General features: G+C 50.6%; 12 protein-coding genes and 1 other RNA gene. All 13 read left to right on the top strand.

The features are described from left to right. Positions 1 to 53: 53 nt before the first annotated feature. The 13 genes from cdd to rnpB all read left to right on the top strand — a co-directional run bounded on the left by cdd (position 54) and on the right by rnpB (position 13165). The gene (gene cdd, locus A3849_RS17050) at positions 54 to 473 is read left to right on the top strand and encodes a cytidine deaminase (RefSeq protein ID WP_074085696.1); all 420 of its coding nucleotides are present in this window, start codon (positions 54 to 56) and stop codon (positions 471 to 473) included. Between the two features lie 394 nt (positions 474 to 867). Further along, entirely contained in the window at positions 868 to 1761 is an 894-nt protein-coding gene (gene era, locus A3849_RS17045) for a GTPase Era (protein ID WP_074112500.1), read from the top strand. A 118-nt stretch (positions 1762 to 1879) separates the two neighbouring features. Then, positions 1880 to 2023, top strand: coding sequence for a YqzL family protein (locus A3849_RS17040; RefSeq protein WP_074112499.1), 144 nt, complete (start codon positions 1880 to 1882; stop codon positions 2021 to 2023). A 36-nt stretch (positions 2024 to 2059) separates the two neighbouring features. After that, complete coding sequence (gene recO / locus A3849_RS17035; protein WP_074112498.1) at positions 2060 to 2815, top strand: DNA repair protein RecO; 756 nt, start codon at positions 2060 to 2062, stop codon at positions 2813 to 2815. Positions 2816 to 3227: 412 nt separating this feature from the next. Next, positions 3228 to 4115: a glycine--tRNA ligase subunit alpha gene (gene glyQ, locus A3849_RS17030; protein WP_074112497.1), complete on the top strand. Its 888-nt coding sequence runs from the start codon at positions 3228 to 3230 to the stop codon at positions 4113 to 4115. Continuing rightward, entirely contained in the window at positions 4108 to 6186 is a 2079-nt protein-coding gene (gene glyS / locus A3849_RS17025) for a glycine--tRNA ligase subunit beta (RefSeq protein ID WP_074112496.1), read from the top strand. The genes glyQ and glyS overlap by 8 nt, the downstream gene beginning before the upstream one ends. A 202-nt stretch (positions 6187 to 6388) precedes the next feature. Then, positions 6389 to 6868 (top strand): YaiI/YqxD family protein, encoded by a 480-nt coding sequence (locus A3849_RS17020; protein ID WP_178382725.1) that lies wholly within the window; start codon positions 6389 to 6391, stop codon positions 6866 to 6868. A gap of 39 nt (positions 6869 to 6907) precedes the next feature. Next, positions 6908 to 8728 (top strand): DNA primase, encoded by a 1821-nt coding sequence (dnaG, locus tag A3849_RS17015; RefSeq protein ID WP_074112549.1) that lies wholly within the window; start codon positions 6908 to 6910, stop codon positions 8726 to 8728. 40 nt (positions 8729 to 8768) lie between these two features. Then, positions 8769 to 9902 carry an RNA polymerase sigma factor RpoD gene (rpoD, locus tag A3849_RS17010; protein ID WP_036683799.1) on the top strand — a complete coding sequence of 378 codons (1134 nt, stop codon included), beginning with the start codon at positions 8769 to 8771 and terminating at the stop codon, positions 9900 to 9902. Positions 9903 to 10000: 98 nt separating this feature from the next. Next, a complete protein-coding gene (locus A3849_RS17005) occupies positions 10001 to 10825 on the top strand; it encodes a hypothetical protein (RefSeq protein WP_074112495.1) in 825 nt (274 codons plus the stop codon). Beyond that, the gene (locus tag A3849_RS17000; protein WP_074112494.1) at positions 10822 to 11598 is read left to right on the top strand and encodes a tRNA (adenine(22)-N(1))-methyltransferase; all 777 of its coding nucleotides are present in this window, start codon (positions 10822 to 10824) and stop codon (positions 11596 to 11598) included. Before A3849_RS17005 ends, A3849_RS17000 begins: the two co-directional genes overlap by 4 nt. Further along, the gene (locus A3849_RS16995; protein WP_074112493.1) at positions 11574 to 12689 is read left to right on the top strand and encodes a Nif3-like dinuclear metal center hexameric protein; all 1116 of its coding nucleotides are present in this window, start codon (positions 11574 to 11576) and stop codon (positions 12687 to 12689) included. The genes A3849_RS17000 and A3849_RS16995 overlap by 25 nt, the downstream gene beginning before the upstream one ends. Positions 12690 to 12751: 62 nt before the next feature. After that, an RNA gene (gene rnpB, locus A3849_RS16990) (RNase P RNA component class A) lies at positions 12752 to 13165 on the top strand. The last annotated feature ends 348 nt before the right edge of the window (positions 13166 to 13513 follow it).

Genomic DNA, 13513 nt, shown 5'->3' with positions numbered 1-13513 from the left:
TTGTACGAAGTTATTCAGTGAAGTAATCCTAACAAACTCTTAGGAGGACAACTATGGAATCTGCCCTACTCTTACAAGAAGCGATCAAAGCTCGGGCCAATGCCTATATCCCCTACTCCCGTTTCGGTGTCGGAGCAGCATTGCTGGACCAGGACGGCCACGTGCATCATGGCTGCAATGTTGAGAATGCCGCCTTTGGGCCGACAAACTGTGCCGAACGGACGGCCCTTTTCCGCGCCATTGCGGACGGCCACAAGGCTGGAAGCTTCAAAGCGATCGCAGTCATTGCGGATACAGACGGACCAGTGTCGCCTTGCGGCGTCTGCCGCCAAGTGATGGTAGAGCTATGCCCTCCGGATATGAAGGTCATTCTAGGCAACCTGAAGGGTGACATTCAGGAAACTACGGTACGGGATTTGCTTCCGGGCGCGTTTGGACCCGCCGATCTGGAGCAGGGCCAGGCTCCCGAGTGAGCCGGGAATTACGGATCGATTCAGGGACTCACTAAGCTTATGCTACACTTCTTACAGCAGAGTTCGAGAATACAATAGATTGGTTAATCAGCCTTTTATATGCGAATTCTAATGTGCAAAGTGCAGCAGAATGAACAGAAGTATTCATTCAGCACTTTAGTAAATTTGTTCCACAGTCAAGCGTGTTCCCGCAGGGAACGTAAGCGTTCCAACCGTCAACCTCATTCCCATGTGACCCCAAGCCGCTCATTCGCCCGTTTCCGGGTGTCCAGAGGGCGGGGCCCTTGGGGTCCCCCTTGGCTAAGGGGGATTTAGGGGGATCGAAAAGCCTTAGAAATATTAAAATGTACAGGTTTAAAAAAAGTTCCAAGAAGGAAGTAGGAAGGAAGATCATATGAAATTCAAATCAGGGTTTGTCGCTATTATCGGCAGACCGAACGTAGGCAAATCGACACTCATGAACCAGGTGATCGGACAGAAGATCGCCATCATGTCGGACAAGCCGCAGACAACCAGAAACAAAATACACGGGGTATACACCGCTAATAATTCGCAGATCGTATTCCTGGACACGCCGGGTATTCATAAAAGACAGTCTAAGCTGGGCGACTATATGAATCAGACGGCGATGAGCACACTGCATGAGGTAGAAGCTGTGCTGTTCCTGGTGGACGCTTCCGAAGGCATGGGCGGTGGTGACCGCTATATTGCCGAGCAGCTGAATGGAATCAAGACGCCGGTCATTCTTGTGATGAACAAAATTGACAAAATCGAGCCGGAGGCTCTGCTTCCGCTGATCACCGAGTACAATAAGCTGCATGAGTTTGCTGAAATTGTACCGATTTCAGCCAAGCTCGGCAGTAATGTGAATACACTGCTGGATCAGGTGGCGAAATATCTGCCGGAAGGCCCGCAGTATTATCCCGATGACCAGATTACCGACCATCCGGAGCAATTCGTCTGTGCGGAATTGATCCGTGAGAAAATATTGCATCTGACCCGCGAAGAAGTGCCGCATTCCATCGCGGTTGCGATTGAGGACATGCGTGTCGAATCCAATGGCGTTGTACATGTTTCGGCTGTCATCTTTGTCGAACGTGATTCCCAGAAGGGGATTATAATCGGCAAGCAGGGTGCGCTGTTAAAAGAAGTGGGCAGACGGGCCCGGACGGATATCGAGAACCTGCTGGGTTCGAAGATTTTTCTGGAGCTGTGGGTAAAAGTGAAAAAAGACTGGCGTAACCAGGACCGCGTTCTGCGTGATTTGGGCTTCCACAAAGACCTTTAACATCCGCATCTGCGGCTTTTTTGAAATATCTTGGCAGGAATTGCAAGGATAGATCCTGGCCTATCGCACATCCTATTTCTGAAGAGACATCGTGTTTCCGAAGAAAGGATGAATACGAATGCGAGACTTTTCGTGGAAGTATTTTGCAATGACTGGAGATGTCGATGCTTATCTGCTGTACAAAGAAGCCGCAGATCCGCTTAGTGGCGGCATAGAGCTGCCCGCGGAGGAAGAGAAGGTCCTTGATGAAGAAGCGCAATAAGGACTGGTTGCTTGCCGAGTGGTTGGGGGAAGAGGCATGCTATACAGGGTGGAAGGGATCGTCATCCGCAGCATGGACTACGGCGAGGGGAACGCGATTATTACGCTTTGCACCGAGAACGCCGGCAAAGTAGGTGTTCTCGTGCGTGGTGCCAAAAAGGTTAAAAGCCGCCATGCTGCCTTGATCCAGCTGTTCACTGCCGGAGAATTTGTGTTTTTCCGCAACAATGGGGGACTCGGCACTCTGAATGCCGGGGAGATAACGAAATCTCACCATCCGCTTCGTGAGGATCTGGTTAAAGCGGCCTATGCTTCATATGCCTGTGAGCTGCTCGACCGTGTGCTTCATGATGAGGAAACCGGCAGCTTCTGGTACCGGCAGCTCTCGGCTTGTTTGAATGCGATCGAGGAAGACAAAGAGCCAGGTATCATTACTAATGTTTTTGAAATGAAAGTTCTACAGGCAGCAGGCTATGGCCCGCAGCTGGATCATTGTATTGTTTGCAGCCTGGACAAGCCTGATGAGGAACTCCGGCTCAGCCCCCGCCTCGGCGGTGTCCTCTGCCGCAGTTGCAGGCATAACGATCCTCCGGCAATGGAGGTCTCCCCCCGTGCACTTAAGCTGCTGCGTTTATTCGCTGCCCTTGATCTGACACGGCTTGGCAGCGTAGATGTGAAGGAAGAGACACGGGCGGAACTCAAAAAGATTATGCGGGCTTTTATGGACCATCAGCTGGGGCTGAAGCTGAAGTCGCAGAATTTTCTGGATCAGCTTGATAAATACAATATTTGACGAAATCCAAAAAATCCGTTACTATAGGTTCAGTTTCTTTTATAGTTGTGCCGTTGTAGCTCCTAACATGGAGTAACGTGCAGTGATCGGGAAAGTAATGAACATCATTGTCGCTTAAGCGAGCCGGGGGTAGTGGAAGCCTGGCGGGACAACGTTCATGAACATGGCACCCGGGAGTACGCAGGCGGCCAAATGAAAGTGGATTTCGTCATTATTGATGAGATCAAGTAGGGTGGAACCGCGGGAGTAATTTCAAGCTCTCGTCCCTATGTCTGTATATCAGGCATGGGGGCGGGAGCTTTTTTGCCTTGTGATGAGCAAGGATAGAAAAGTGACGCCTCCATCGCACAGCAGGCAAGATGAACCATGGCAAGAGGCGCAGTTAAACTTGTGAAGCGAAGGAGTCGGTAGTATGAATTTTCAGCAGATGATTTTGACGCTGCAGCAGTTCTGGTCTGCACAGAACTGTATTCTCGTCCAGCCGTATGATACGGAAAAAGGTGCCGGAACCATGAACCCCATGACCTTCCTGCGTTCGCTCGGACCGGAGCCGTGGAAGGTAGCTTATGTGGAGCCTTCACGCCGCCCGTCAGATGGACGTTACGGGGAGAACCCGAACCGCCTGTATCAGCATCACCAGTTCCAGGTAATCATCAAGCCGTCCCCGGATAATATCCAGGAGCTGTATCTGGACAGCCTCAAGGCGCTTGGGGTAGATCCACTTTTGCATGACATCCGTTTTGTCGAAGACAACTGGGAGAATCCGTCGCTGGGCTGCGCGGGTCTGGGTTGGGAAGTATGGCTGGATGGTATGGAAATCACACAATTCACGTATTTCCAGCAAGTCGGCGGCATCGAGACCAGCCCGGTAGCTGTCGAAATCACTTACGGTATGGAACGTCTGGCTTCATACATTCAAGATAAGGAAAATGTATTCGATCTGGAATGGGTGGACGGCATGACCTATGGCGATGTATTCCATCAGCCGGAAGTCGAGCATTCTACCTACACCTTTGAAGTATCCGATGTCAAAATGCTATTTACACTCTTCAATACCTATGAAGAAGAAGCACGTAGAGCCATGGAGAAGCACCTGGTGTTCCCGGCTTACGATTATGTGCTGAAATGCTCACACACCTTCAATCTTCTGGATGCGCGCGGAGCGATCAGCGTGACCGAACGTACGGGCTTTATTACCAGAGTCCGCAATCTTGCCCGCACCGTAGCGGCAACATATCTGGAGGAACGCGAGAAGCTTGGATTCCCTCTGCTGAAGAAAGAAGGTGCTGACCTTGTCTAAAGATATATTGTTCGAGATTGGTCTGGAAGAGGTTCCTGCCCGCTTCATCCGTGCTGCAATGGAGCAGCTTCAGGACAGAACCGCTAAATGGCTGGAAGCTTCGCGCATTGCCCATAGCGGAATAAGCTCCTACGCAACACCGCGCCGGCTTACAGTTCTGGTGAAGGATGCGGCGGAACGACAAGAGGATATCAGCGAAGAAGTGAAAGGCCCTTCACGCAAAATAGCACTGGATGCGAGCGGCGAGTGGAGTAAGGCTGCACTCGGCTTTGCACGTAGCCAAGGGGTATCCCCCGAGCAGTTCACGTTTAAAGAGCTGTCCGGGGTGGAATATATCTATGCCACCAAAAACAGTGACGGCGTAAATACCTCCTCCCTGTTGTCCGAAGGACTGAGTAGCATTGTCAACGCGATGACCTTCCCGAAAAATATGCGCTGGGGAGCGTATGATTTCAAATTCGTCCGTCCGATCCGCTGGTTGGTAGCTCTTTTCGGCCAGGAGATTATTGATCTTGAAATCACCGGAGTCAAAGCCGGGAATGTTAGCCGGGGACACCGGTTCCTGGGAACAGAAACGGTCATCGTCGAGCCGTCACAGTATGTGGAGGCTATGCGCAGCCAGCATGTACTGGTGGATGTGAAGGAACGTGAAGAACTGATTCTGAACCAGATCCACAAGCTGGCTGAAGAAAAGAACTGGACCATCGCGATCAAAGAGGACTTGCTGGAGGAAGTACTGTTCCTGGTCGAAACTCCTACCGTGCTTTTCGGTACTTTCGATGCATCGTTCTTGAATATCCCGCAGGATGTGCTGATCACCTCGATGCGGGAGCATCAGCGTTATTTCCCGGTCTTTGACGCAGCGGGTGCACTTTTGCCTTTCTTCGTTACCGTACGCAACGGCAACGCACAGTCGCTGGACGTGATTGCCAAGGGCAATGAGAAAGTGTTGCGTGCCCGCTTGTCGGACGCGAAGTTCTTTTATGAAGAGGACCAGAGGCTGCAGATCAGCGATGCGCTGGCTAAACTCGAAAATATTGTGTATCACGAAGAACTGGGCAGCGTAGGCGACAAGGTCCGCCGGATTCGTGCAGTAGCTGACCGCCTGGCGGCTAAGCTGGGACTGTCCGATAGTACGGCTGCTGAAGTCAGCCGGACTGCTGATATTTGCAAATTCGATCTGGTTACACAAATGGTAAATGAGTTCTCGGAATTACAGGGAACCATGGGCGAAGATTATGCGCGCAAGGCCGGAGAACCTGAAGCGGTTGCCAGAGGAATCTTCGAACACTATCAGCCACGGTTCGCAGGAGATGCGGTGCCTGCGTCTGAAGTAGGGCTGGTTGTCAGTCTTGCGGATAAAATCGACACCATTGTCGGCTGCTTTTCGATCGGTATTATCCCGACAGGATCACAGGACCCGTATGCGCTTCGCCGCCAGGCGGCAGGTATTGTGCAGATCGTACTTGAGCATAAGCTGGCCATCTCTTTGCAGGAAATTTTTGATGCGGCGGTGGATGTGCATGAAAATTTACGCAAAGAGAAACATTTTACCCAAGACCTGCGTATAAACCTTTACGAGTTCTTCGGACTGCGAGTGAAACGTCTGTTATCCGACAATGTGCGCTATGATGTTGTGGATGCGGTGATTGCTGCAGGCTTTGATGATATCGTGGCTGTAGTAGGCAGAAGCCGTGCGCTTATGGATACTGTGAATGGTCAGGCTGATTTCAAAATCACCGTAGATTCACTGACACGGGTAAGCAATTTGGCGGCCAAAGCGGCTGAAGGAATCAACGTAGATCCTACTTTGCTGAAGGAAGAAGCGGAGCGCACACTTTATGAGACTTGGCAGGCTATACACAAGCCATACCAAGAAGCGCTGAGTGCCAGAAATGCAGAGGAAGCACTGAGGATTCTGTCCGGTCTGAAGGATGCAGTTACCGGGTTTTTCGATTCTGTAATGGTCATGGCCGAAGACGAACAGATTCGTGCGAACCGTCTGGCGCTGCTTGCAGGTATTGATGCGGACTCCAAAGCCTTTGCTGATTTTGGCAAGCTGGTGTGGTAGTCTCTTCCTGAGAAGACCCTTATGTCTGTATCGGAACCGGAAAAATGTACAACTTTGTGCAGTTATGGTATAGATCGATGGTTTGGGGTATAAATATACGGAACGGTGCCAATGCGTAAGTTGACATCCGTTCCGTATTTATGCTTTTCAAAGCAGGATTTCTGTTCGGCAAAGCGTATATATATTACACGGGAAATTGGTGATGCTCATGGAAGGTTCCCAGGAAAGAAAGATCGTAGTCGACGGGGATGCTTGTCCGGTGAAGCAAGAAATCATTGCGGCCGCCCGAAGCTTCGGGATCCCGGTAATTATGGTCTCATCCTATGATCATGTGCTTAAAGGGGAAGAAGGCGTCTCCATCGTTCAGGTGGACCGCGGGGCAGACAGCGCCGACCTGTACATCGCCAATCATATTTCTGCAGGAGACATTGTCGTTACGCAGGATTTTGGCCTTGCTGCACTTGCGCTTGGCAAACGCTGCAGGGTTTTGTCTAACCGCGGACAGGAGTATGACGATTCCACAATGGATTTTATGTTGGAGGGTAGGCATGCAAGGGCCGTGGAGCGCCGGCGGGGACACTATTCCAAGGGACCTAAAGCGATCACCACGGAAGAAAAAATTTATTTTCAACATAAACTGACAAAACTTTTAACACTTTTGCAGGAGAATGTACAACTATAGCGAATTATATTTACTTGTTAAGAGATGAAGGTGGTTGAAGTGGCTAGCGGACAAGGTAATATTCCGGAAGAGGTTATCGAGAGTGTGCTCGCACGGCATGACATTGTCGATACAGTCGGTAAGGTTGTCCATTTGTCCAAGCAGGGGAAATATTTATGGGGCCTCTGCCCGTTTCATTCGGAGAAAACTCCTTCCTTCACTGTAACCCCTGACAGGGGTGTCTTTCATTGCTTTGGCTGCGGTATGGGTGGAAATGCCATCAAATTCAGGATGGAAATCGAAGGATTATCCTTCCCCGAAGCAGTCCGAATCATGGCGGAAGAAAGCGATATATCTATTCCCGAAGGAGCAGGGGGGATTCAGTCTCCTCCTGACCCTGAGCGTGACCGGTTGATTCAGGCCTATGAGCTGTCGGCAAAATTTTATCATTTTCTGCTGAAGAATACGGAATACGGCACTGCCGCCATGGATTATTTGAGATCCCGGGGCTTCAGCGACAAAATGATCGACCAGTTCCAAATCGGCTACGCCCCGGACCGCTGGGATACACTGCTGCAGTTCCTCGAGAAAAGGAATTTTGATCTCGCTGAGATGGAAAAGGGCGGATTATTGTCTGCCAGAGGCGAGGGGAAAGGGTACATTGACCGCTTCCGCGGACGTGTCATTTTTCCGATTGCGAACCGCACAGGGAAGGTAATTGCTTTTGCCGGAAGAATTCTAGGGGACGGTCAGCCGAAATATTTGAATTCCCCGGAGAGCAGATTATTTAACAAAAGCCGGATTCTGTACAACTTGCACCAATCCAAAGCATCCATCCGCAAAACGCGGCAAATCGTCCTTTTTGAAGGATACGGTGATGTCATTTCGGCTTGGGAAGCAGGTGTGCATAACGGCGTAGCTACCATGGGCACCTCACTTACAGATGGGCATGTGGCGCTGATGAAGAGCCTGGGTGATGAAATTGTTCTGGCTTATGACGGTGACAAGGCGGGACAAGCTGCTGCGATTAAGGCGATCCCGATGCTGGAGGACAATGGCCTTCGGGTAAAGGTTGCCGTGCTTCCGAGCGGACTCGATCCCGATGAGTTCATCTCCCGTCATGGCGGTGAGCGTTTCAAGGATCAAGTCATTGATTCGGCAGTCTCATCGATTAAATTTAAGCTTATATATCTGAAAAAAAACCATATACTCCTAGAGGAAGACGGCAAAATTGCGTATGTCAAGGAGGCATTGGAGATTATTGCATCACTGCATTCCTCCACAGAGCGCGAGGTCTACCTGCGTGAAATCGCCTCTGAGCTGGAGCTGTCATATGATAGCTTGAAGCAGGACTGCAATTTACTTCGGGCTTCGATGCAAAAAAACATCCCCGAAGGGGATAATAACGACAAAAGGTGGAATAATGGTAGGCATAAAAAAGGGCAAGTGCAAACACCGACTTTGCTGCCGGCTTACCATGTTGCCGAAAGGCGCCTGCTGTCTTTGATGATACAGGACCCGGAAGCTGCCGCATATGTAGGCGAACGCCTCGGAGAAGAGTTTAACATCGATGATCATGCGGCAATAGCCGCTTATCTATATGCCTATTACGCGCAAGGCAAACCACCCGGCATCAGCCGGTTTCTATCATCGCTTCAGGATGACCGTCTGGAAAAGACTGCAACAGCCATTTCCATGATGGACACTCCACCGGACTGGAATACGCAGGTCCTGGATGATTGTATCCGTGAAGTGCGGAAATACCCCGTGCAACGCGGGATGGAACAAAAGCGCGAAGAGATGATTCAAGCTGAGAAATCAGGCGACTTTTTGCGTGCGGCACAAATTGCAAGTGAGATTATAGCCCTAGAGAGACAATGAGCAGTTGACAGGATGTACCTAGGGAGGAGGGAGTCGAATTATGGCGAACGATCAGCACACTGAACTGGAAGCGGAATTTACTCTGGATCAGGTGAAGGACCAGCTTATTGAGCAAGGCAAGAAAAGATCATCATTGAACTACAAAGATATTATGGAGAAATTGTCGCCGTTTGATCAGGACCCCGAGCAAATGGAGGAGTTCTACGAGCAACTGAGTGATTTGGGTATCGAGGTTGTGAATGAGAATGACGAAGAGGTGAACAGCCTCCGGCCAAGTGAGGATAATGAGGACAAAGACAGCGATGATTTCAGCTTCGACGACGATTTGTCACTCCCGCCCGGAATTAAGATTAATGACCCGGTCCGGATGTATCTGAAGGAAATTGGACGGGTGCCGCTGTTGTCGGCTGACGACGAGGTAGAACTGGCGATGAGAATCAAAAACGGGGATGAGGAAGCAAAACGCCGTCTGGCTGAAGCGAACCTGCGTCTCGTAGTTAGTATCGCCAAACGGTATGTCGGACGCGGAATGCTATTCCTGGACCTGATTCAGGAAGGTAATATGGGTCTGATCAAAGCTGTTGAGAAATTTGACCATAACAAAGGATTCAAATTCAGTACGTATGCGACCTGGTGGATTCGTCAGGCTATCACACGGGCGATTGCAGACCAGGCCCGGACTATCCGGATTCCGGTACACATGGTAGAAACCATTAACAAGCTGATCCGGGTATCCCGTCAGCTGCTGCAGGAGCTTGGACGTGAGCCGTCGCCGGAGGAAATTGCCGCCGAGATGGAGCTGACAGTAGAAAAGGTCAGAGAAATTATGAAGATTGCCCAGGAGCCGGTATCTCTGGAAACGCCGATTGGTGAAGAGGATGATTCGCATTTGGGTGATTTCATCGAGGATCAGGAGGCTCTTGCACCTGCGGATGCGGCTGCTTATGAGCTGCTGAAGGAACAGCTGGAGGATGTGCTGGACACGCTCACCGAGCGTGAAGAGAATGTGCTTCGTCTGCGTTTTGGCCTGGATGACGGACGGACGAGAACGCTCGAGGAAGTTGGTAAAGTATTCGGCGTTACCCGTGAGCGGATTCGCCAGATCGAGGCAAAGGCCTTGCGCAAGCTTCGCCATCCGAGCCGCAGCAAACGTCTTAAGGATTTCCTCGAATAGTTGTTATGAACCGGACCTTCTGCTGCACGGTGGCAGGAGGTCTTTTATCTTGAATAGAAGCAAGTGCCAGAGTCAAGGTCCGAAAGAGGGTTGAGCCGTTGAACTTGGAAAAACGTGAAATTATTTTAAGAGAAATTCAGTACTGGAGAAGAAGTAAAGTGTTGCCGGAGCAGTATTGTGATTTCCTGACCAACCTCTATGATGATGAAGCAGAGGTGAAGGACAGTAATCCGATTTCATTCCGCAATCTTCAGCAGGGAAGCATCAAAATTTGGCTGTTTGGTTTTGGAATTATTTCCTTGATTTTCTTGATTAGTCTTTATTTTAGCGTTTTTCCCTGGCCTTTGCAACTTGCAACAGCACTCTGTGTCCTAATTGTTTGTTATGGTTACTCCGCCATTTACCGGGACCGGAACAACATGATCAGTCTCATGCTCGCAGGGATAGGCAGCATATTAACGCTGGGATTTGGATTATGGCTGATTGCACTACATAACCTGGACCCGGACTTCTGGAGGCCTTTGCTGATTGCAGGCTGCGGACTGCTGTGGGTCGTTCTTGGTTTTCTCCTTCGCATTAGCCTTTTGCATTTTTGCGGTTTTGCTTTTTGGACCCTGCTTTATGCAGGATTCTTCGGTCAGGTGCGTCCGGACGCCTCTATTCTTGAACTGGAGCTGCTGTATCTGCCGCTGTGTGTGCTTATGGTATGGCTGAGCTGGCTGCTGCATCACCGGGTAAATGGTGTTTCAGGAGTCTACCTGGGCGTTGGTGTTTCGCTGTGGATTATGCCTGAGATCGATGCATTGCTGCTGAGACCTGACTTTCCGCAGTGGGTTTCGCTAATACTGATATTGAAGATTGCGGCAGGTCTTGCTCTGCTGTTTATTTTCCGTAAAAAATGGATAACGTGGGTGACCTCATGAATAACAATAAATTATCAAACCGGCTTCAGCTTGTACTGGAGCAAATTCCGCAGGGCAGCGTGGTCGCCGATATCGGCTCCGATCATGCGCTTTTGCCTGTAGCGGCTGTAGGTAGTGGCCGGGTACGATCTGCTATCGCAGGAGAGGTGAATCCGGGACCGTTTGAAGCTGCCCGAAGAGGGGTGGCTGAGGCCGGACTAGGGAAGGCAATTGCCGTACGGCGCGGCGACGGGCTTGAGGTGCTGGAGCCTGGAGAAGTGGATTGCATTACTATCGCAGGTATGGGGGGAGCCCTCATTGCTTCAATTCTGGATCGTGGGTTGAACCTTGGAAAGCTTGAAGGTGTTAAGACTCTGGCTCTGCAGCCGAATGTGGGAGAGGATATTCTCCGCCGCTGGCTTTTGAACCACGGGTGGGTACTTACCGCCGAGCATATTCTGGAGGAAGACGGCAAGATCTATGAAATTCTGACGGCAGTGAGGGAAGCGGCTGCTGCCGGAATTACGAATGAACAGCTATATCAGGAGCTTAGATTGTCTTCCGGTGTGGTATGTGACCGTGAGCTACTGCTGGAGATGGGACCTTGGCTGCTTCAGGCGCCCAATGAAGCCTTCTTCAGCAAATGGCAAGGGGAGATTGATAAGCTCGAAGGCATTCTTACTTCTCTGTCACGCTCGGAGCTGGAATCTGCGGAGGAGAAACGGGGTAAGATCAAAGCACAGATCAGACGAATTACGGAGGTGCTGGAATGTTTGCCAAAGGCCAAACTGTAATCGGTTATATGGAGCAGCTTGCTCCCAAACATCTGGCGGAGGAATGGGATAACGTGGGCCTCCAGCTGGGATCTCTGCAAAAGGAGATTAGTGGCGTCCTTGTGGCGCTTGATGTGAATGAAACTGTTGTGGACGAGGCTATTGTCCGGGGCTGCAATCTGATTATCGCCCACCATGCGATTATTTTCCGCCCGATCAAGGGAATTCAGACCGATACTCCAATGGGTAAGCTCTATGAGAAGCTGATCAAAAATGATATTGCCGTCTATATCAGCCACACGAATCTGGATGTGGCAGAAGGTGGTATGAATGATTGGATGGCCGAAGCTCTTGGCATTCAGGAAGGTGCTCCGATCAAGGATATCCATACTGAACAGTTATCCAAACTGGTGGTCTTTGTGCCAAAGGATCATCACCAGAAGGTGCTGGATGCCATCTTGAATGCTGGTGCCGGTTGGATTGGCAATTACAGCCACTGCAGCTTCAATATTGAAGGGTACGGCACATTCATGCCAAGGGAAGGCTCTGATCCGTTCCTTGGGGAGCAGGGCAAGCTGGAGCGTGCGGAGGAAATCCGTATTGAAACGATTGTTCCCCTGCCTATCCGGAACAAAGTCGTGCAGGCCATGCTGAAGGCCCATCCTTACGAAGAGGTGGCTTATGACCTTTATTCCATGGACCTCAAGGGTCGTAGCTTCGGACTGGGCCGGGTAGGGAAGCTTAAGGAGCCGATTACGTTAGGCCAATTCATTGAAACGGTCAAAAGCGGACTACAGGTGGACCATGTGCGCGTCGTCGGCGACTTAAACCGCCCCATCCGTAAAGCTGCCGTAATGGGGGGCTCCGGGGCAAAGTATTACAACAGTGCCATCTTCAAAGGAGCAGATGTGCTGGTGACTGGGGACATTGACTATCACACAGCCCAGGATGCTGCACTGGCAGGCATCGCCCTGATTGATCCGGGACATAATGCAGAGAAAATTATGAAAGTGAAGGTAGCCGAATGGATGACGGGTAAGCTGACTGAGCATAAGTACGATACAGCTGTACATGTCTCTCAAGTGAACACGGAGCCTTTTGCATTCCTGTAAAGCCACATATTTACACTTGTGCGTCAAGGTGCAAGTCTGTATAATATACAATGTTGTTCAGGAAAGTTTGACAGACAATCGCCGGTGCGCGTGAAGACGCCGCGGGAGGAAAGTCCGGGCTCCACAAGGCAGGGTGCTGGATAACGTCCAGTCGGCGCGAGCCGAAGGATAGTGCCACAGAAATGGACCGCCGATGGCCGCCTTCGGGCGGCACAGGCAAGGATGGAACCGAGGTGTAAGAGACCCCGAGGAACGCTGGTGACTTCGTTCCTGGTAAACCCCATCTGGAGCAAGACCTAATGAGACGCAGCTTCTCCTTACGGAAGAAGCAGCCTTCGCCTGAGGCGCGTCTAGGTTGGTCGCTGGAGCTGTGCAGTAATGTATGGCCTAGATAGATGATTGTCGCTTATGGTGGGAGGGTAGTTCCCGTTTGAACCACGACGAGCACAGAACCCGGCTTACGGCAAACTTTCCTAACTGACAACTTATAGACAAAATGAATCTACTGATCGCTAATGATAAGACAGGGGCTGTCCCAAACTAACATGGCCTGACGGCCACCATCATGAATGAAAATGTCTTGGCTTGTGAATCTGTGTCTTCCATAATGGAAGTGCAGGTCACAGGCCGAGGCTTTTTTGGTAGGACATACTCTGAGTCCCAAACCGGCCGATTGTATCCCACGAGTACCGCCAATTGTTGCTATGAGCACGTGTATAAAAATCCTTTTACTTGAGGGTACATGACCTGCGTCAAACTGATTCCAGGGGTGATGTGGATGGAGGCGATTTTAGAAAGATGCGCGGGGCTAGACGTTCACCAAG

Source organism: Paenibacillus sp. P46E, assembly GCF_001909095.1.
Lineage (GTDB): Bacteria > Bacillota > Bacilli > Paenibacillales > Paenibacillaceae > Paenibacillus_AQ > Paenibacillus_AQ helianthi.
The sequence above is the reverse complement of the archived record's forward strand: the minus strand, read 5'-3'. Positions and strand labels throughout refer to the sequence as shown.

Bases quoted from the DNA above. Each gene is read 5' to 3' on its own strand.
- cdd (WP_074085696.1), top strand. From the start codon at position 54: ATGGAATCTGCCCTACTCTTACAAGAAGCGATCAAAGCTCGGGCCAAT.
- era (WP_074112500.1), top strand. From the start codon at position 868: ATGAAATTCAAATCAGGGTTTGTCGCTATTATCGGCAGACCGAACGTA.
- A3849_RS17040 (WP_074112499.1), top strand. From the start codon at position 1,880: ATGCGAGACTTTTCGTGGAAGTATTTTGCAATGACTGGAGATGTCGAT.
- recO (WP_074112498.1), top strand. From the start codon at position 2,060: ATGCTATACAGGGTGGAAGGGATCGTCATCCGCAGCATGGACTACGGC.
- glyQ (WP_074112497.1), top strand. From the start codon at position 3,228: ATGAATTTTCAGCAGATGATTTTGACGCTGCAGCAGTTCTGGTCTGCA.
- A3849_RS17020 (WP_178382725.1), top strand. From the start codon at position 6,389: ATGCTCATGGAAGGTTCCCAGGAAAGAAAGATCGTAGTCGACGGGGAT.
- rpoD (WP_036683799.1), top strand. From the start codon at position 8,769: ATGGCGAACGATCAGCACACTGAACTGGAAGCGGAATTTACTCTGGAT.
- A3849_RS17000 (WP_074112494.1), top strand. From the start codon at position 10,822: ATGAATAACAATAAATTATCAAACCGGCTTCAGCTTGTACTGGAGCAA.
- A3849_RS16995 (WP_074112493.1), top strand. From the start codon at position 11,574: ATGTTTGCCAAAGGCCAAACTGTAATCGGTTATATGGAGCAGCTTGCT.